Source organism: uncultured Aurantimicrobium sp., assembly GCF_936931525.1.
In the GTDB taxonomy this organism is placed as follows: Bacteria; Actinomycetota; Actinomycetes; order Actinomycetales; family Microbacteriaceae; genus Aurantimicrobium.
In genome coordinates this window covers 1-18746 of record NZ_CAKZII010000152.1, presented here as the reverse complement: position 1 = coordinate 18746, position 18746 = coordinate 1, and the positions used below count along the sequence as shown (strand labels likewise).

General features: G+C 55.2%; 20 protein-coding genes and 2 tRNA genes. 8 read left to right on the top strand and 14 right to left on the bottom strand.

What is annotated here, in order from left to right; genetic code table 11:
- On the top strand, positions 1-1538 hold a 1538-nt coding region (locus Q0362_RS07630), incomplete at its 5' end, for an MMPL family transporter (RefSeq protein WP_298122137.1).
- Positions 1539-1540: 2 nt separating this feature from the next.
- Positions 1541-3208: a YhgE/Pip domain-containing protein gene (locus tag Q0362_RS07625; RefSeq protein ID WP_298122134.1), complete on the top strand. Its 1668-nt coding sequence runs from the start codon at positions 1541-1543 to the stop codon at positions 3206-3208.
- Positions 3209-3235: 27 nt separating this feature from the next.
- On the opposite strand, the gene Q0362_RS07620 is transcribed toward Q0362_RS07625, so the two are convergent.
- From Q0362_RS07620 to Q0362_RS07595, 6 genes are all read right to left on the bottom strand, one after another.
- Positions 3236-4048: an SseB family protein gene (locus tag Q0362_RS07620; RefSeq protein ID WP_298122131.1), complete on the bottom strand. Its 813-nt coding sequence runs from the start codon at positions 4046-4048 to the stop codon at positions 3236-3238.
- 8 nt (positions 4049-4056) lie between these two features.
- Positions 4057-4791: a bifunctional 1-(5-phosphoribosyl)-5-((5-phosphoribosylamino)methylideneamino)imidazole-4-carboxamide isomerase/phosphoribosylanthranilate isomerase PriA gene (gene priA / locus Q0362_RS07615; RefSeq protein ID WP_298122128.1), complete on the bottom strand. Its 735-nt coding sequence runs from the start codon at positions 4789-4791 to the stop codon at positions 4057-4059.
- Between the two features lie 21 nt (positions 4792-4812).
- Positions 4813-5445 (bottom strand): imidazole glycerol phosphate synthase subunit HisH, encoded by a 633-nt coding sequence (hisH, locus tag Q0362_RS07610; RefSeq protein ID WP_298122125.1) that lies wholly within the window; start codon positions 5443-5445, stop codon positions 4813-4815.
- Positions 5442-6050 (bottom strand): imidazoleglycerol-phosphate dehydratase HisB, encoded by a 609-nt coding sequence (hisB, locus tag Q0362_RS07605; RefSeq protein ID WP_110233659.1) that lies wholly within the window; start codon positions 6048-6050, stop codon positions 5442-5444. Before hisB ends, hisH begins: the two co-directional genes overlap by 4 nt.
- Positions 6051-6069: 19 nt before the next feature.
- Complete coding sequence (locus Q0362_RS07600; RefSeq protein ID WP_298122122.1) at positions 6070-7164, bottom strand: histidinol-phosphate transaminase; 1095 nt, start codon at positions 7162-7164, stop codon at positions 6070-6072.
- A gap of 81 nt (positions 7165-7245) precedes the next feature.
- A complete protein-coding gene (locus Q0362_RS07595) occupies positions 7246-7698 on the bottom strand; it encodes a LysM peptidoglycan-binding domain-containing protein (RefSeq protein WP_280795268.1) in 453 nt (150 codons plus the stop codon).
- Positions 7699-7967: 269 nt separating this feature from the next.
- Here Q0362_RS07595 and lexA point away from each other — a divergent pair, with 269 nt between their 5' ends.
- On the top strand, positions 7968-8642 hold the full coding sequence (lexA, locus tag Q0362_RS07590; protein WP_298122120.1) for a transcriptional repressor LexA: 675 nt from the start codon (positions 7968-7970) through the stop codon (positions 8640-8642).
- A 62-nt stretch (positions 8643-8704) separates the two neighbouring features.
- Here lexA and Q0362_RS07585 read toward each other — a convergent pair whose 3' ends face one another.
- The 4 genes from Q0362_RS07585 to Q0362_RS07570 all read right to left on the bottom strand — a co-directional run bounded on the left by Q0362_RS07585 (position 8705) and on the right by Q0362_RS07570 (position 12470).
- Positions 8705-9655 (bottom strand): methylenetetrahydrofolate reductase, encoded by a 951-nt coding sequence (locus Q0362_RS07585; protein WP_298122118.1) that lies wholly within the window; start codon positions 9653-9655, stop codon positions 8705-8707.
- Positions 9656-9778: 123 nt separating this feature from the next.
- Positions 9779-11074: an ATP-dependent Clp protease ATP-binding subunit ClpX gene (clpX, locus tag Q0362_RS07580; RefSeq protein ID WP_298122116.1), complete on the bottom strand. Its 1296-nt coding sequence runs from the start codon at positions 11072-11074 to the stop codon at positions 9779-9781.
- A gap of 148 nt (positions 11075-11222) precedes the next feature.
- Positions 11223-11855, bottom strand: coding sequence for an ATP-dependent Clp protease proteolytic subunit (locus Q0362_RS07575; protein WP_280795264.1), 633 nt, complete (start codon positions 11853-11855; stop codon positions 11223-11225).
- 27 nt (positions 11856-11882) lie between these two features.
- Positions 11883-12470 (bottom strand): ATP-dependent Clp protease proteolytic subunit, encoded by a 588-nt coding sequence (locus Q0362_RS07570; RefSeq protein WP_280803864.1) that lies wholly within the window; start codon positions 12468-12470, stop codon positions 11883-11885.
- Positions 12471-12730: 260 nt separating this feature from the next.
- Here Q0362_RS07570 and Q0362_RS07565 point away from each other — a divergent pair, with 260 nt between their 5' ends.
- Positions 12731-13363 (top strand): LysE/ArgO family amino acid transporter, encoded by a 633-nt coding sequence (locus Q0362_RS07565; protein ID WP_298122108.1) that lies wholly within the window; start codon positions 12731-12733, stop codon positions 13361-13363.
- On the opposite strand, the gene Q0362_RS07560 is transcribed toward Q0362_RS07565, so the two are convergent.
- The 3 genes from Q0362_RS07560 to Q0362_RS07550 all read right to left on the bottom strand — a co-directional run bounded on the left by Q0362_RS07560 (position 13352) and on the right by Q0362_RS07550 (position 15169).
- On the bottom strand, positions 13352-13612 hold the full coding sequence (locus tag Q0362_RS07560) for a gamma-glutamylcyclotransferase (RefSeq protein ID WP_298122105.1): 261 nt from the start codon (positions 13610-13612) through the stop codon (positions 13352-13354). The genes Q0362_RS07565 and Q0362_RS07560 overlap by 12 nt on opposite strands.
- Positions 13613-13686: 74 nt before the next feature.
- The gene (tig, locus tag Q0362_RS07555) at positions 13687-15051 is read right to left on the bottom strand and encodes a trigger factor (protein ID WP_298122102.1); all 1365 of its coding nucleotides are present in this window, start codon (positions 15049-15051) and stop codon (positions 13687-13689) included.
- 40 nt (positions 15052-15091) lie between these two features.
- Positions 15092-15169, bottom strand: a tRNA-Pro gene (locus Q0362_RS07550).
- A gap of 129 nt (positions 15170-15298) precedes the next feature.
- On the opposite strand from Q0362_RS07550, the gene Q0362_RS07545 reads away from it, so the two are divergent.
- The 4 genes from Q0362_RS07545 (at position 15299) to Q0362_RS07530 (ending at position 18106) form a co-directional block, all read left to right on the top strand.
- Positions 15299-15372: transfer RNA gene (locus Q0362_RS07545), tRNA-Gly, on the top strand.
- Between the two features lie 222 nt (positions 15373-15594).
- Positions 15595-16239, top strand: a complete 645-nt coding sequence (locus tag Q0362_RS07540) for a heme oxygenase (biliverdin-producing) (RefSeq protein WP_298122099.1) — start codon at positions 15595-15597, stop codon at positions 16237-16239.
- Positions 16240-16371: 132 nt separating this feature from the next.
- Complete coding sequence (gene umuD, locus Q0362_RS07535; RefSeq protein ID WP_298122096.1) at positions 16372-16809, top strand: LexA family transcriptional regulator; 438 nt, start codon at positions 16372-16374, stop codon at positions 16807-16809.
- Positions 16802-18106 carry a Y-family DNA polymerase gene (locus Q0362_RS07530; protein ID WP_298122093.1) on the top strand — a complete coding sequence of 435 codons (1305 nt, stop codon included), beginning with the start codon at positions 16802-16804 and terminating at the stop codon, positions 18104-18106. Before umuD ends, Q0362_RS07530 begins: the two co-directional genes overlap by 8 nt.
- A 1-nt stretch (position 18107) precedes the next feature.
- Here the strand turns inward: Q0362_RS07530 and Q0362_RS07525 are convergent.
- On the bottom strand, positions 18108-18746 hold a 639-nt coding region (locus Q0362_RS07525), incomplete at its 5' end, for a carbohydrate ABC transporter permease (protein ID WP_298122090.1).

Genomic DNA, 18746 nt, shown 5'->3' with positions numbered 1-18746 from the left:
CGCGCAGCACCTACGACCTTGTCGCTGAGAACTTTGGTGAGGGTTTCAATGGCCCCCTCTTGGTAACTGGCACCATCGTCACCAGCACTGATCCACTGGGACTGATGGATGATCTCAAGTCAGAGCTGGAAAAGATTCCAGGCGTGGCAGCAGTCCCACTTGCTACGCCCAACATGACCGCAGACACCGGCATCATTCAGGTCATCCCCGAGGGTGCACCTGACTCCCCCGAGACCAAAGCTCTAGTTCAAGCCATTCGCGACAAGCATGACTATTTCCAGAAGAAGTATGGCGTTGACCTTTCTGTCACCGGCTTCACCGCCAGCGGAATTGATATCTCCACGCTGCTTGGTAATGCCCTACTTCCCTTCGGCATCGTGGTGGTGGGACTTTCCCTCATTCTCTTGACTATGGTCTTCCGCTCCATCTGGGTCCCCATCAAGGCAGCCGTGGGTTATCTGTTCAGCGTGGTGGCCGCCTTCGGCGTGGTCACTCTCGTGCTCCAAGAGGGCGTGGGGGCTGAACTACTCCATGTGGACAAACCCGGTCCTGTGATCAGCTTCATGCCGATCATCGTGATGGGTATTCTTTTCGGATTGGCCATGGACTACGAAGTGTTCCTCGTAGCCCGCATGCGTGAGGACTATGTCCACTCAGGCAAGGCACGGAAGTCGATCGTGACCGGCTTCGTGGGCTCCGCGAAGGTTGTTACAGCCGCAGCAGTCATTATGTTCGCTGTCTTCGCCGCATTCGTCCCTGAAAGTGACGGCAGCATGAAGGCCATCGCGCTAGCGCTGGCCGTGGGAATCTTTGTAGACGCCTTCATTGTGCGCATGACTTTTGTTCCTGCCGTGCTCCAGCTCCTGGGCGACAAGGCCTGGTACATGCCCAAGTGGCTTGACCGCGTTCTCCCCCACTTCGACGTGGAAGGTGAAGGAGTTCAGCACGAACTTGAACTCGCTAACTGGCCTGCCGAAAAGAACGTGGTTGTCGCAGCAGAAGGGCTGAGCCTGAAAAATGCTGAGGGCACCCGCTCCTACTTCAAGAACCTCAGCTTCACCGTTCCGAACGGAACAACCCTGTTTGTGACCGGAAGCGACAAGATTGCCACCTCGGCACTCTTGTTGACCCTGAGTGGTCGCCTTGATCCTGACGCCGGAAAGCTCAAGGTCGCTGACATGGTCCTACCTGTGCGATCAGGAGCTGTGCGCTCACGAGTAGCCTTGATTGACGTTGCTGAGCACGCCAACCGCAACACGGTGGCAGCTATCGAGGATGCCTCCTCAGAGAAGCCACACGTCATCATTCTCGACAACATTGACTTCCTCTCCTCAGAGAGTGAGCGCTATGCCGTTGCTGACGCGTTGAATGCAGCCCGCGAAGTAGCTTCCAAGGCAAGTCATACTCTCACCGTCTTTGTCGGAACCACCAACGATATGCCTGTCGAGACCTGGGGTAACTTCCTCAGCGCCCGCGTTAACTCGGTGGTGCTTGACCTCGACCATGCCTCGTCCTCGAGCAAGAAAGTGCAGGCATAATCATGGCCACACTCATCACACGCCTATCCAAGAACTCCGCCAAGACCGAGGGTAAGCCTCGCATCATCACCTTGGCTGCACTCATCTTCGTGCCACTGATTGTGGTGGGCACTCTGATGTGGGGTTTGTGGAACCCCACAGACCGCCTCAACACCGTCACGGCAGCCATTGTGAACAACGATGAGCCCGTGACCATCAATGGTCAACTCACTCCTCTGGGCCGCCTATTGACCGCAGGCCTCGTTGATGGTGGTGGCAGTGACACCAACTACAACTGGGTCATTACCAATGACGCTGGAGCCAAGGCAGGCCTGGAAAGCGGCGAGTATGTCGCTGTCGTCACTATCCCCAAGAACTTCTCTGAGGTTGCAACATCTTCGTTCAGCGACGCCTCAAACCCCGAGCAAGCCATTATTGATGTCACCTCGAGTGACAAAACCCGACTTGTTGATGACGCCCTGACAACTGCGATCACCTCAACTGCAGTGACTCTGCTGAACCAGCAGCTCAGTGCGAGCTACATCGAGAACGTTCTCATTGGTTTCAGTACCCTGAGCGAAAGCTTGGGCAAGGCAGCAACAGGTGCTCACGAGCTCAGTAGCGGCATCTCTTCGCTTGCCGATGGGGCAAATACTCTCTCATCTGGCGCAACGTCCTTTTCTAACGGTATGTGGGCTTTGCAATCTCAGGCAGCTGCGATTCCAGGAAATGCCCAGCAGCTCGCAGATGGTCTTGCTGGTTTGTCTGCAACATGCACCCAAGTCGTTGTTGCCCCCGCACAGGCTCAATTCTGTGGCGGTTTAGCTGGATTGACAGCCGGGACCTCAGGTCTTGCTGGCGGGCTTTCCACACTCAGTGGCGGAATTACTGAGCTCGCTGCTGGAAGCACCGGCATCGCGACAGGTGTGGAAGGCATCGCCTCTGGCACCACAGCAGTCGCAGGTGGAGCTGCTGGCCTAGCCACCGGACTCGACACTGCAGTGGAAAACATTCCTGTTTATACCGAAGCTGAAACGAAAAAGCTCTCCGAGGTTGTCACAGCACCTGTGGCACTCAAAGATGCAGGAACACTGACCTTCGGCGCAAACAGCACCCCGCTCTATGTGGTGCTTTCCCTCTGGATTGGTGCACTGGCCATCTTTATCGGCCTGCGGACCCTCCCCCAGCGACTACTCGAGTCCACCCGTTCTTCACTGTCATTGGCAACCAGATCTTTTGTGGTTCCGGCGATTGTGGGAATCATTCAGGGTGCTGCTGTTGCGACGGTTATTGCCGTGGCCAATGGTTATGACCTTGGCGAATGGGCAAGCGTGACCTCAATTGCCGCGTTGATTGGCGTTGCCTTCACGGCAACGAACCAAGCACTGAATGCCATCCTGGGTGGCTTCGGACGCATGGTCTCTCTTGCAGTGGGAATCCTCATCTTGGTGACTGGTGTCATCTCAACAGTTCCTGAGCTGCTGGATACTTTGCTGACATTTACTCCTGCAAATGACGCTGTGACAGCGCTCCAAGCAGTCATCAATTCCGGCAACGTTTCAGGCTTTGCCTCAGCTGTAACCGCACTGGTGCTCTGGAGCTTGGGCGGAGTGCTGTTCACAGCACTCGCCATCTCACGCAAGCGTCACGTTTCGATCACCACACTCAGCAAAGAAACCCAGCCCGTTTAGGGCTGGGTTTCCACTGAAGTTCTTGAGTTAGATCGCAGGAACGAGCGTCAAGCGCATCGAATCCACACGCTCCGAGAAGATGCTGTGCTGAGACCACTTGTTCGACAGTGAGCGCACAACGCGCTCCACTTCGTTCTGTTCGAGGCTCGGTGGAAGAACCACCTGAACAACAAGTTCTTCGTCAAAACCACGCGCATCAGGGTCACCAGAAGTGAGGCGAACTGCCTTCACAAAGGGTTCGTCTTCAATCGAGTCGTTGAACACCTTCTGCAGCATGGGATCAATGTGATTAGGAACCCATGGTGTTCCCTTAGCAATTGCCTCAACTGTGGGACGACGGAGCACGATCTCTGTGGAACTCTGCGGGTCGATAACAATCCACTGAGCACCGTCTGCAGCAGCGGCGAGCGCTGCTCGACGTGCTTCAACAGGAACGGGACGTGCCTCTGGCTTCCACTTCTGCATAGCTTCGACCGATGTGAAGACAGGAAGAACTTTTTGGCCAGTGGGACCAGCGACGGTGACAATGGCTAACTCTTGAGTCTTATCGACGACGAGACCGGCGGCGTTCACTCCCACATCCCCGGCTTCCGCCAGGAGAGGAACAAGGAAGCGCGAGATGCGAATGGCATCCACGACGTTCATGTGACGGCCGGCACGTTCCTCTGAATCCAAGGGAAGACCATGAAAGGCATCCAGAGCCAGTTTGAGGTGCTCGGGAGTAGTGCCATCATCTGTGGCAAAAGGGTTCTCTTCGAACTCGCGACCTTCCCAGGGCTGCCCAGCGGAGTCGGCACTGTCAGAAGAGCCAAACATGTGACCGTCGTGGTTGTGAGACATGATGTGTCCTAGTTGTAGGCGACCGCGATGGCCTGTTCGAGGGTGAACTTCTGAGCATAGAGAGCCTTGCCCACAATCGCACCCTCCACACCGATGGGAACCAGTGAGCGCAGTGCAACCAGGTCATCGAGGCTCGCAATGCCACCAGAGGCCACGACAGGCTTACCGGTCTTCTCAGTAATTGCCGTCAGGAGTTCCAAGTTAGGGCCGTTGAGCATGCCGTCGCGAGTGACATCGGTCACGACGTAACGGGAACAGCCAGCATCTTCGAGACGTGCGAGCACGTCCCACAGGTTTCCGCCTTCTTCTGTCCAGCCACGTGCTGCGAGTGTTTCACCGCGCACATCCAAGCCCACGGCAATCTGGTCACCGAAACGCTCAATAGCTGACGCTGCCCAATCAGGGTTCTCAAGTGCCGCAGTTCCCAAGTTCACACGAGTAGCACCGCTTTCGAGTGCATTCTCGAGAGAGGCGTCATCGCGAATACCGCCAGAAAGTTCAATCTTCACGCCAGGAACTTCGACGATTACCCGGCGCAACAGGGCGCGGTTCTCTCCGCGACCAAATGCTGCGTCGAGATCGACGAGGTGAATCCATTCAGCACCCTGACGTGCCCAGTCTGCTGCGGCGTCAACGGGGTCACCGAAGTCTGTTTCGGTGCCCAGAGCACCCTGGGTCAGGCGCACAGCCTTACCCTCAGCGACGTCAACAGCGGGGAGCAGCTCAAGAATAGGCGCAGTCATGAGGGTGTATTCCTTTGTTCTTTAGAGAGTCTCGAGCCAGTTGCGCAGCAGCTGAATACCTGCTTCGCCTGACTTTTCAGGGTGGAACTGGGTAGCAACAAGTGGGCCATTCTCCACAGCAGCGATGAAGCGCTGGCCGTGTTCGGCCCATGTCACTGAGGGCTTGGGGAAAGGAGGAATGACATCCAGGTTCCACTCGGTCACACCATAGGAGTGCACGAAGTAGAAGCGTTCATTCTCAATGCCCTTGAACAGCTGCGAGTTCTCACCAACCTCAACAGTGTTCCAGCCCATGTGGGGAAGAACTGGTGCATCGAGCTTGTGCACGGTTTCATCCCACTCGCCAAGACCGGGAGTATCAACACCACCTTCGAGTCCGTTGGCAAACATGACCTGCATGCCCACGCAAATACCCATCACAGGACGACCACCAGCAAGGCGGCGCTCAATGATCTCGCCACCATCAACAGCATTCAACGCTTCCATGACGGCAGCAAATGCCCCGACACCAGGAACAAGCAAGCCATCAGCTTCAGCGCACTTTGTTTTGTCGCGCGTCAGTTCGACCTTCGCTCCTGCGAGCTCAACCGCTTTGATGGCGGAGTGGATGTTCCCCGTGCCGTAGTCGAAAACAACGACGGACTTTTGGGTCACAGAGCACCCTTAGTGCTGGGGATTCCCTGCACGAGAGGGTCAAGAGCCTTGGCCTGACGGAATGCGCGAGCAAACGCCTTGAATTCAGCTTCAGCAATGTGGTGAGGGTCGCGGCCGTTCAACACCGTGATGTGGGTGGTGAGACCCGCATTGAAGGTGATTGCTTCGAAAACGTGGCGAACCATAGAACCAGTGAAGTGGCCACCAATGAGGTGGAATTCAAAACCTGCAGGCTCACCTGAGTGAACCAGGAATGGGCGTCCAGAAATGTCCACGACGGCCTGCACCAGTGCCTCATCGAGAGGAACAAGTGCGTCGCCGAAGCGGGAAATACCGGCCTTGTCGCCGAGTGCTTCGCGAATGGCGAGACCCAGAGAAATGCCGATGTCTTCAACAGTGTGGTGAACATCAATGTGGATGTCACCAGAAGCCTTGACTGTGAGGTCAGACAATGAGTGCTTAGCAAACGCGGTCAGCATGTGGTCGAAGAACGGAACAGTCGTCTCGATGTTGCTCACACCCGTGCCGTCAAGATTGATCGTGAGTTCAATGCTTGACTCGCTCGTGGTGCGAGAAATGCTCGCAATGCGCGGTGCTGTAGTCATAACACCAGTTTAGTAGGGCTTAGAGAGCACCATTGATCGAGCCATCGAGGGCAGCTAATGCGTTCAAGAACTCGGTTGTTTCTGCTTCAGTACCCGCTGTCACACGCAAGTGGCCTGGCATTCCGATGTCACGAATGATGATTCCCTGCGCAAGAAGCTTCTCAAAGACATCCTGGGGATCACGAACTCCACCAAAGAGTACGAAGTTCGCACTGGAGGGATAGGGCGTGTATCCGAGAGCTGCTAGCTCAGTGACCAAACGGTCACGCTGAACACGGATGTCATCCACCATGGCCAACATGGCAGGAGTGTGAGCAAGAGCGCCTTCAGCTGCAGCCTGAGTCAACGCAGAGAGGTGATACGGCAAGCGCACCAAGCGCAGAGCGTCTGCGACTGCAGGGTCACCAGCGAGGTAGCCCACACGAGCACCTGCGAAAGCAAAAGCCTTACTCATGGTGCGAGAGACGACTAGGCGTGGGCGTCCAGCCAACAAGCTCAGAGCTGTGGGCTCACCTTCGGGGGCAAACTCGGCGTAGGCCTCATCGACAAAGACAATTCCTTCGGTGGCGTCATAGGCAGCTGCAATGGTTTCCAACGACACAGGAGTACCAGTGGGGTTATTGGGCGTGCAGAAGAAGACGATGTCGGGCTTGTGCTCAGCAATTGCCGCGACCGCAGTTGCCGGTGAAATCTCGAAGTCAGCATCACGCTGAGCTGGGATCCACTGGGTTCCCGTTCCCGCCGCAATGATCGAGTGCATGGAATAGGTCGGAGGGAAAGCCAGAACCGAGCGCCCAGGTCCACCAAATGCCTGCAGGAGCTGCTGAATGACCTCATTTGAGCCATTGGCTGCCCAGATATTCTCTGCTTCCAGACCGTGGCCGAGGTAGTCAGCAAGAGCAACACGAAGGTTGGTGAATTCACGGTCAGGGTAACGGTTGATGCGACCCAGTGCCGTGTGAATGCGCCCCATGATGTCCATCACAACCTGAGGGGGAACGGGGTGTGTGTTCTCGTTCACGTTGAGCTCAACCCTCACGTGTTCCTGGGGAGCGCCATAGGGCTTCATTCCACGCAGGTCATCACGGATAGGGAGATCTTCAAAGCTGGTCACATAACAAGTTTACGGGCGTAGCAAACACACAAATGCCGGCCCCCGAAGGGACCGGCATTCTCAGGAAAGGGAATTGAAGGTTTAGTACCCGGCTGGAATCGCAATCTTCTGACCAGCCTGGACTTCTCCGTGGAGCTGGTTGAGGGAGACAATCTCAGCAACAACGTCGCGAGGATCTGCGTTCGGTGCGATCTCCTGAGCGAGCTGCCAGAGGCTTTCACCCTGAGCGATGGTGACGTAGGTGAAGTCGTTAGAGGCACCTTCAGCAACTGCTGCTGCGCCACCACTGTTGAGTGCGGCGACAAGAGCGCCGATCACGAGGGGCAGTGCAACTGCGGCGGTGAGGACACGGCGTCCGCGCTTGGTGATGCGAAGACGGGTCTTGGGTTCTGCTGCGGGGAGGAAGTTCACGTAAGTCACGTTGTTAATCTGGTGCGACCCACGGACATTGCCAGCTTCACTGCATGGCTCATCAATGTATTCGGGCTCAACGGGACGGTGGATTGGTGCGGTGAATGCGAGTACTGCGCTCATGAGATTCTCCTTTTCCTTGTGTTTATCTCGAATCGGGCCCTCGGCCGGGAGAACCCGATTCGAAGATATGTTTCGAAGATATATTCGTATTTCTTCAATGTCAAGTACATATTGAAGGTTGTTATGGATAAAACTTCAAGAATCTTCGAATATGTGTTTGTTTTATTGACATTCTTCGAATACTCTTTCGGTATTGAGAAAAGTTCATCACGAGCCACGGACATTCACGTCGGGAAGCTTGGAACTTACCCAACAGAAACGGATAAGCCATGACTGAGTCACCAGCTGGCGAAAGCAAACGACGCAAAGGACTGAGCGCCAAGCAGCAGCTCATCCTCGACGTCATCACTACCTACATTGATCAGAACAGCTACCCACCCTCCATGCAGGAGATCGGTGATGCTGTAGGTCTCTCCTCACTGGCGAGCGTTACTTACCAACTTCAGCAGCTTGAACTCGGCGGTTACATCCGTCGCGACCCCAAGCTCCCCCGTGCACTCGAGGTACTTGGTCAGGGCACAGCTGCTCGCACACCAGCACCTGTTGCCGACAACGTCTTCCCCATGGGAGAAGCGGTCCACGTTCCTCTCGTAGGACAGATTGCAGCCGGTGGACCTATCACTGCAGAGCAGAACACCGAAGACACCATGGCTCTCCCCCGCCAGCTTGTTGGGCAGGGTGAACTCTTCATGCTCAAGGTCAAGGGTGAATCCATGATCGACGCTGCTATCTGCGACGGCGACTTTGTTGTCGTTCGCAGGCAGCAAACTGCAGAGAACGGTGACATCGTTGCTGCACTCCTCGATGATGAAGCAACCGTGAAGGTCTTCCGTCAACGCGATGGTCACACCTGGCTATTGCCCCGTAACAGCAACTACGAACCCATCCTGGGCGACCACGCCACCATCATGGGCAAGGTTGTGACCGTACTCCGTTCGGTCTAAGCCCCAGAAAGCTAAAGGCCCCGCATGCTGAATACAGCGTGTGGGGCCTTTTACGTTGTGATTTAGTTATTGAGCCGACCAAGTACATCCAGAACAGGACCACTCTGGTTGAACGCATACAAGTGAATACCTGGTGCTCCCCCAGCAATGAGCTCCTTGGCCAGACTGGCCGCGTGCTCAACACCAATCTCGCGCTGCCCTTCAGCGGTGGGCTCAATCTCGAGAGCAATCTCAAGATCACTGGGCATCTCTTCGCCCGAGATCTCAATCATGCGGCGCAGACGACCCGGACTAATCACGGGCATGATTCCGGGAATAATCGGCATGGTGAGGCCAGCCTCTTTCGCTTTCTGCGCGAAAGAAAGATAGTCATCAGCGTGGAAGAACAGTTGAGTAATGGCCAGGTTGGCACCAGCAGCCTCCTTAGCCAAAAGAACATCAATGTCTTGTGTCTTGGAACGTGACTGCGGGTGGCCGTTGGGGAATGCAGCAACACCAATACGGACAAACTCACGCTTTTGGCTCAGGCGAGTAGCTCCTGCATGCCAGCGGGGTTCTTCTTCAAAGACAAAGGGCTCACGCTCAGCCTGAACGCGGTGAATGAGCTGGGTGAGCTCTGCGGCACTTCCCAGGTCTCCGAGGAAGTTCTCGCCCTCTTGTGTGCCCTCTGGAGCGTCTCCACGCAGCGCGAGGAATGAACGCACGCCTGCATCAAGAAAAGTCCTCACAAGCTCATTGGCGCCCTGGTAGGACTCGGCAACACAGGTGAGGTGAGCCATGGGCTCCACGTCAGTGTTAGCGAGAATGAACTTAACGCAGTCCAAGGTGGCATCGCGAGAGGATCCACCCGCGCCATAGGTGACAGAGATGAAGTCAGGGCCGGAGGCAGCTAGCTCAAGAATGGTGCGGTGAAGTGCTTCTTGGAGCTCAGGGTTGCGGGGCGGGTAGACCTCGAACGAAAAGGGCACGCCAATGTTGAGCTCAGAAGAGCTAGTGGCAGGTGCGTTACTCATCGAAATTCCTCGGGTCACAATTCGCATGAAGGATAAACAGGATTGTTATCCGCGAAGCGTGGGCCGGGCTCGGCAGTCGCTTACTCGCTTGTTACGGCGATAAAGAAATATTAGCAGTGCTGTTTAGGCAGTGCGTTCTTCAGGCTCATCAACGATGGCGGATGCCAAGCGAGGAATGATGGTGGGCGCTGCGTTCTCGCTGACACATTCCGCTGTGATGATGACCTTGTGAATCTGATCGGTCGAGGGAACCTCAAACATGATGGGACCCAGGACGTTCTCCAAGATTGCACGGAGGCCACGAGCACCGGTCTGACGAAGCACAGCGAGGTCAGCAATCGCATCCAGAGCTGCGGGCTCGAATTCGAGCTCCACATCATCGAGAGCAAACATGCGCTGGTACTGCTTGACCAGAGCGTTCTTAGGTTCAGTGAGGATGTCGATCAGTGCGCTGCGATCCAGTGGCGACACCGTGGCAATAACGGGGAGACGGCCAATGAACTCAGGAATCAGACCAAACTTGTGGAGGTCTTCAGGAAGAACCTCAGCAAAGAAATCGCGTGCTTCGTCCTTGCTCTGCAAGGGAGCACCGAAGCCGATACCAGTCTTACCTGCACGGGACTGAATGATGTCTTCCAGACCTGCGAACGCACCGGCAACGATAAACAACACGTTGGTGGTGTCCAGCTGAATGAATTCTTGGTTGGGGTGCTTACGACCACCCTGTGGTGGAACAGAAGCAATAGTTCCTTCAAGGATCTTCAGCAGTGCCTGCTGAACACCTTCACCGGACACGTCGCGCGTAATCGAAGGGTTCTCTGCCTTGCGGGAGATCTTGTCGATTTCATCGATGTAGATGATGCCCTGTTCAGCACGCTTCACATCAAAGTCAGCGGACTGCAGGAGCTTCAGGAGAATGTTCTCGACGTCTTCACCGACATAGCCGGCTTCCGTCAGCGATGTTGCATCTGCAACAGCGAACGGAACATTCAGACGGCGAGCAAGAGTTTGAGCGAGGTAGGTCTTACCGCAACCGGTGGGACCAATGAGAAGAATGTTGCTCTTGGCAATCTCAACTTCGTTGGCCTTGTCCTCGGCGGTCTTGACACCCTCACCTGCGCGCACGCGCTTGTAGTGGTTGTAGACCGCAACCGAGAGAGCCTTCTTGGCAGGCTCCTGGCCAATGACGTATTCCTCCAGGAAGGCAAAGATTTCGCGGGGCTTCGGCAGATCGAAATCTGCGATGACGCCCTCTTCGTTCGCCTCTGCGAGACGTTCTTCAATGATCTCGTTGCAGAGTTCAACACACTCGTCACAGATGTAGACGCCAGGGCCCGCAATGAGCTGAGCTACCTGCTTCTGGCTTTTGCCACAGAAGGAGCACTTGAGCAGGTCAGCGCTTTCGCCGATACGTGCCATGGTCAACTCCTTAGAACGTCTGTTTTATGAGACATTCGAGCCTAACCCGAACCACAGACCTTCCCGTTCACCTGTGGATTTGGGTGTCGGCGTGCCGAAATGCAGAAAACCCCGACCGAAGCCGGGGTTTTCTCTGAATTTCTTCAAATTACGCGGTGATCACAGCGTTCTTACGCGAGGTCAGAACCTGGTCGATCAGACCATACTCGAGTGCTTCTGCAGCCGAGAGGATCTTGTCGCGGTCGATGTCCTTGTTGACCTGCTCGATCGAGCGGTTGGAGTGCTTAGACAGGGTCTCTTCCAGCCATTCACGCATACGCATGATTTCCTTGGCCTGGATTTCGATATCCGAAGCCTGGCCACGTCCACCGTCGCCAGCTGAAGGCTGGTGAATGAGTACGCGAGCGTTAGGCAGAGCCAAACGCTTGCCAGGAGCACCAGCTGCCAACAGCACAGCTGCAGCGGAAGCTGCCTGGCCGAGGCAGACAGTCTGAACCTGGGGGCGGATGTACTGCATGGTGTCGTAGATCGCGGTCATCGCGGTGAAGGAACCACCGGGAGAGTTGATGTACATCACGATGTCGCGGTCAGGGTCCTGGCTTTCCAGAACGAGAAGCTGAGCCATGACGTCATCAGCAGATGCGTCATCGACCTGAACACCGAGGAAGATAATGCGGTCTTCGAACAGCTTGGCGTAGGGGTCCTGGCGCTTGTAACCGTAAGCGGTGCGCTCTTCAAAAGTAGGAAGAACGTAACGGCTCTCAAAGTTAGGAATAGTCATAATGAGTCCTCGTATCTTTTCCGGCGCTTACGCAGTCTTGGTTCCGCCGCCACCAGCGACGTCGCTTGCGGATGCACGAACGTGGTCAACGAAGCCATACTCGAGAGCTTCCTGAGCAGTGAACCAGCGGTCGCGGTCACCATCAGCGTTGATCTGCTCAACGGACTTGCCGGTCTGGTCAGCGGTGATCTTGGCCAGGCTCTGCTTCATCGAGTTGATGAGCGCTGCCTGAGTCTGAATGTCAGATGCGGTTCCACCGAAACCACCGTGAGGCTGGTGAAGAAGAACACGAGCGTTGGGGGTGATGTAACGCTTGCCCTTAGTTCCTGAAGTCAACAACAGCTGGCCCATGGAAGCGGCCATACCGATACCCACAGTCACGATGTCGTTGGGCACAAACTGCATGGTGTCGTAGATCGCCATACCGGCAGTAATCGAACCACCAGGAGAGTTGATGTAGAGGTAAATGTCCTTCTCGGCATCTTCTGCAGCAAGAAGCAACATCTTCGCGCAAATCTCGTTGGCGTTGTCGTCACGCACGTCTGAACCCAACCAAATGATGCGGTCCTTCAGAAGACGCTCAAACACATTGTTCGGCATTACCATTTCGGCCATGTCAGCTCCATTTCAACAACCACGAGACATTTCTCTTGCGGTGTTTCGAATCTAGCGGAGCACACACCCTCGACACGGCAGTGTTCGCCTCAGGCGGAGTGGCGTTCGCCCACAGCAAGCAAATGAAAGTCGGGCTCCTAGAGACGTGAGGAGACCCGACTATTCAATGAGGCATTGGAGGCTTCTCCCCCAGTAAACAAAAACAGTCTGTGAAATCACCTTGAGACAGCCACGCATCAGCTGAGAACTACACTGAATGCATGACTCCTGTTCTTGCTGCTGCGCTCGCCGGCTTGGGCTTTGGACTCTCTCTTATCGTGGCCATTGGCGCCCAGAATGCCTATGTTCTTCGCCAGGGACTTCGCAAAGAACACGTCTTTGTCATCGTGGCGATCTGCGCACTCTCGGACGCTGCCCTCATTGCAGTCGGTGTGGCCGGGCTGGGTGCGATCATTCAGCAGCTCGAGTGGCTATTACTTCTCATTGAAGTCATTGGCGGTGTGTTCCTGTGCACCTATGGCGTGATGGCAGCCAAGCGTGCGTGGAAGCCTGAAGTTCTCAACACAGACACCGGCGGAAAGGCAGTCAGCCTCAAAGTTGCCGCCGGAACAGCTTTAGCGCTCACCTATCTGAACCCGCATGTGTACCTAGACACCGTTCTACTTTTGGGTTCAGTTGCTGGAACCTATGAAGCCAACCGCTGGTGGTTTGCCGCCGGCGCCATACTCGGCAGCATTATCTGGTTCAGCACTCTGGGCTTTGGAGCACGTCTGCTCGATCCCGTATTCAAGAAGCCTTCAGCATGGCGCGTTCTTGACGCCATCATTGCCGTGGTGATGTTCACCTTGGGTATGAGCTTGCTGATCAGCTTCGTGCAGCACCTACTGGGCTAGAACGTAGATATAGGCTTCAACCTTGCCGGCTGAAGTAGTCACTTCGGTAAGCACCCTCGCGTAAGCAGGGCCTTCAAAATCATCTAGGCGTTCGAGATGTTCTGAGAGCTGCTCACTCTCCAACACATCAACAGAAACCTCTGGACCTGTTGGATCAAGAACTATCGCGGGGAATCCCAGATCAGCACCCCAGCCAGCATCATGCAAAAAGCCACGCACAGAACCTGTTGACCAGTTCCCGTCAATCATCGAAAGGTGATGATGGTTGGGTTTACCTGGCCCCAATGTTCCATACGTGGCTAAACGCATAAAAGTGTGAAGAACTAGTCCTTCTTAGTTGCGGGCTTCTTTGCAGCTGGCTTCTTTTCGGCAGGTGCCTTCTCAGCCTTGGCGGGCTTCTCAGCCTTCTTGTCTTCCACGAGAGCGAATGCGCTCATGTCGACTGCCTTGCCCTTGGTGTCCACAACCTTTGCCTTGCCCAGGATGATGCTGACGGCCTTGTTACGGGCAACTTCAGCAACCATGGAAGCGATCTGGTTGTTTTCGGTGAGGATCTTGGCGAACTCAGAAGGATCCATCTGGTACTGCATTGCACCCTGGATGATGTACTGAGTGAGCTCGTCCTGGCTAACCTGAACGTCTTCGGACTCAGCGATCGTGTCGAGCAAGATCTGAGTAGCGAACAGAGTCTGTGACTCTTCGATGACCTCTGCACGGTGCTTGTCATCTTCGAGACGACCCTCACCCTCGAGGTGGCGGTGAACCTCGTCATCGATAACAGCCTGAGGAACTTCAATCTTGGTTGCTTCAACGAGCTGAGCAACGAGCTTCTCGCGTGCTTCACGAGCCTGAACAGCAACCTTGCGCTGCTCTGCCTGAGCCTTGAGGCTCTCGGTCAGCTCAGCGATGGTGTCGAATTCAGATGCGATCTGAGCGAAGTCATCGTCAGCCTTGGGAAGCTCGCGCTCCTTGACAGCGGTAACGGTGACAGCAATCTGTGCCTTTTCGCCTTCGTGGTCGCCACCAAGCAGGTTGGACTCGAAGGTGGTGGACTCACCAGCGGTGAGAGAGTCAATAGCTTCATCGATACCCTCGATGAGCTCGCCCGAGCCAACCTCGTAGGAGATGGACTGTGCGGTGTCAACCTCGGTGCCACCAATGGTTGCAACCAAGTCAAGCTGAGCGAAGTCGCCCTTCTTTGCTGGACGGTCAACGGTGACGAGGGTGCCGAAGCGGCTACGCAGCTCGTCGAGTTCCTTCTGAACGTCTTCCTTGGACACAGCAGCTGCTTCAACTTCAACGGTGAGACCGTCGAGCTTGGGAAGCTTAACCTCGGGACGAACGTCAACCTCGATGGTGACAACGAGGTCACCGGTGAAGTCCTTCTCGGCTGGCCAGGTGGTGATGTCTGCTTCGGGGCGACCCATGGGGCGCACCTTCTCGTCGACGACTGCCTGGCGGTAGAAACCTTCAAGGCCTTCGTTCACAGCGTGCTCGAGCACAGCCATGCGACCAACGCGCTGGTCGATCAGTGCCGCAGGTGCCTTGCCCTTGCGGAAGCCGGGGATGTTGAGGGATTCAGCAATGTGCTCGTAGGCGTGCTTGATTGCTGGCTTCAGCTCATCTGCGGTCACCGTGATGGTGAGTTTCGCGCGGGTGTTGCTGAGTTTTTCGACCTTAGTCTTCACGAAGGGGTACTCCTGCTTGTGATGGTGATGGATCTGGATGTGGTCGGGGCGACAGGATTCGAACCTGCGACCTCCCGCTCCCAAAGCGGGCGCTCTAGCCAAGCTGAGCTACGCCCCGGTCCTGCACTGAAGTTATTCATGAAAGAAACTCAAGCAAGGCCGGTATTCGCCGAGGCGAAATGACCGAGTACCACTCTAACGTATAAGATAGGTCGAGTGCCCCGCGCCAACTGGTTGTGGGCAGCACGGGGATGTAGCTCAATGGTAGAGCCTCAGTCTTCCAAACTGATCACGCGGGTTCGATTCCCGTCATCCCCTCCACACAGAGAAATCCCCCGGAATTCCGGGGGATTTTTTTACTTGCTTTACGGATGGGACTTTCCCTTGTCGCCTGTGTATGTCAGATAAATCCGGAAAAAACTTCGGCAAAACTATCGATGTTCCAATCCAACCTTTTCCAGAAAATTGCTTATTTAGCTGTAGCTTTTTCAAATTAGTTAGGTTAGCCTTACCTAAGTAAATTGCCACTCTCAAGGAATCTTTATGTCAACACCACTCTCACAGTTGCTGAAAGAAGCATCCGCAACACAGCACAAGGCTGCCGAATCAAGTAGCTTCATCACACAGCTCATGCGCGGGGAATTAGACCTTGATGCATACGCGGCATATCTAGCCAATCTGGCCTGGGTATACGAAGCTCTTGAACTACAAACACACCAAGGCGAGCCTTTCGTCTCTTCCGAAGATCTCTGGGATCCAAAACTCGATCGATTCGCTTCCATTGAACGTGACCTCGTTGCCTTGGGAGCCGCAGACTGGCGTGAACGATTCCCCTCCAGTGAAGGCCTCGCAGAATACTGTTCAGCGCTGATGCGACTGAACGGTCGAGCAGATTTTCGCCTCGTCGCACACCACTACACCCGCTACCTCGGAGATCTCTCTGGAGGCCAGGCAATTTCGGCACTTGTAGCCCGGCACTACGGTGCAACCCCGGAACAGTTGAACTTCTGCAACTTCACAGAGATTGAAAATATCGTTCACTACAAGGAGAACTACCGAGCAACCCTCGACAGCTTGATTCTCAGCGACGAAGAAATCGCTCAATTAGTCGAAGAGGTTCAGTATTCGTTCACGCTCAATCAGCAACTTTTTGACGACCTAGGCAAGAAGCAACTGACTTCTGCCTAAAGACCAGTTCTCACCCAACGGCGCCGCTTGATTACAAGTGGCGCCGTTGCATTTTGGGCAGTGGTGTGACGGCTGTCCGTGGGCTATGCTCAACTATTCGAAGATATATTCGAACAACAGGAGGGGATCCGCATGGCTCAGCCAAGAACAGAATTAGTGGTTCGACCACTCTCGGGAGAGTCACTCCCGGCGATTCTGGCTGCCTCCACTGCAGTTCAAGCAGGTTTTCCTTCCCCCGCGCAAGATTATTTTGATGGCCGAGTAGACCTCAACACTCACTTGATCAAAGACGTGAACTCCACCTTCATCGTGCGAGTTGCCGGCGACAGTATGAAAAATGCTGGCATCAGCGATGGTGACGAAGTCATCGTGGATCGAGCCCTGACACCTCGCGACGGTGACGTCGTGGTGGCAGTGCTCGACGGTGAGCTGACCCTCAAGCGTTTATACATTCGTTCGGAACGCGTTCTTTTGAAAGCAGAGAATCCTCGCTTTCCCGATATTGCCGTGGACACCTTGAGTGAACTCACCATTTGGGGTGTTGTCACCAGGTGTCTCCACCATGTTTGATTCAGCTTCCCTGCCCGAATCTCAGCGCCGCATTGCCTTAGTTGACGTCAACAGTTTCTTCGCCTCCTGCGAGCGCGTCTTTGACCCCAGCCTGGAAGGCAAGCCTGTTGTGGTGCTCTCCAACAACGACGGCTGTGTGGTGGCACTGAGCAAAGAGGCCAAAGCACTCGGCGTGAAGATGGGCATCCCCTGGTTCAAGATCTCTGCCTGGGCACCATCCGTAGGACTGGTTGCCAAGTCGTCCAACTACGAGCTCTATGGCGACCTGTCTTCCCGCGTGATGAGCATCCTGCATGAGTTCTCCGCTCACGTGGAGGTCTATAGCGTCGACGAAGCATTCCTCGAGGTCAAGGGAACGCCCGAGGAGCTCGTCGCCCTGGGCTATGACATCAAAGCCGCTATTCAGAACAAGCTGGGCTTACCCGTCTGCGTGGGCATTGGCCGATCCAAGACGCAGGCCAAGCTGGCCAATAGCGGGGCTAAGAAATCCGCTGGGCTGAATGGCGTATGTAATCTCGACACCTTCTCCCCCGAACACATTGACCGGATTATGGAAGCCCTGCCAGTGGACAACATCTGGGGCATTGCCAGGCGTCTGAGTAAGCGCCTGAACAGTATGGGCATCCACACCATCAAAGACCTCAGGGATGCGGACCCGGTCCGCATCAAAAAGAAGTTTGGGGTGGTGGTGCAGCGCTCGCTCTATGAACTGCGCGGTATTGACTGCATCAAGCTCGAAGGTGAGCGTTTAGTGAAGAACCAAGTGATGTATTCCCGCAGCTTTGCCACGCCTGTGACCACGCGTAAGCAGATGGAAGAGGTTCTGGCGGTCTATGCCCAGAGAGTGAGCAAACGCCTGCGTAAGCAGGGTTCTGTGGCCGGAGCATTGACCTGCTTCGCCGGCACCTCCCGCTTTGCCAATGAACCCTTCCACTCCCCCTACAGAAACGCCGTGTTCTCGGTTCCCACCAATGATCCGGTGGAGATTCTCAAAGCAGCGAGCTCTGTTCTCTTGGAATGCGTTGAGGATGGCAGGAAGTATGTGCGGGCAGGAATCATGTTGCATGACGTCAGCCCCAAGACCTCCCACCAATATCTCGACCTGTTCACTCCCGTTCATGAGAGCAGACAGCTCGGTGAAGTGCTGGATACCGTGATGGAGAAGCACGGCGCCTTCAGCATTGGCTTAGGCGCCGCCGGCTTCAAATCCCCACGTCACTGGGAGATGAAGCGAGAGATGCTCTCACTGCGCGCCACCACCCGCTGGGATGAGCTCGCGACCGTTCATGCGAAGTGAACTACTGCGTCCCTGCGGTAATGCCCCGCACCAAGGTGCGCTGGAAGAACAAGAACACGAGCAGGGAGGGCAGCGCAGCGAGAACACTTGCTGCCGCGATGAGTTCACCAGGAGCCCCGCCGAACTGGCCGTAGTTGACCATGGAGATGGCTAGCGGAACAGTCTGACTCTCTGAGTCCGGCAACAGCAGCAAGGTGAGTAAATACTCATTCCAGTTGTTCACAAACAACAGCAAAGCAACAGTCAAAACAGTGGGGGTCATGAGGGGAAGACCAACCTTCCACATCACTTGCCACTTGTTGGCGCCATCGATCTCTGCAGCTTCAGCAAGTGACGAAGGGATGTGATTCATGACGTTGGCAAGGAGGAAGATGGCGAATGCACTGCCAATAATTCCTAACGGCATGATGAGGAACCCGACACTGCCATATTGACCAGTCATCTTGGAAAGCAAGTAGATGGGGAATGCGACCGACTCAACAGGGAGCAGGAAGATCAAGACACTCAATGTGATGACAACAGGGCGAAGACGATGCTTGCCCACGCTCACGGCATAAGCGACCGGAAAAGCCAGCAACAGGCTGATGAGCACCGCACCAATGCTGATGGTGAAGGAGTTGAGAATCTTCTGGCCGATATT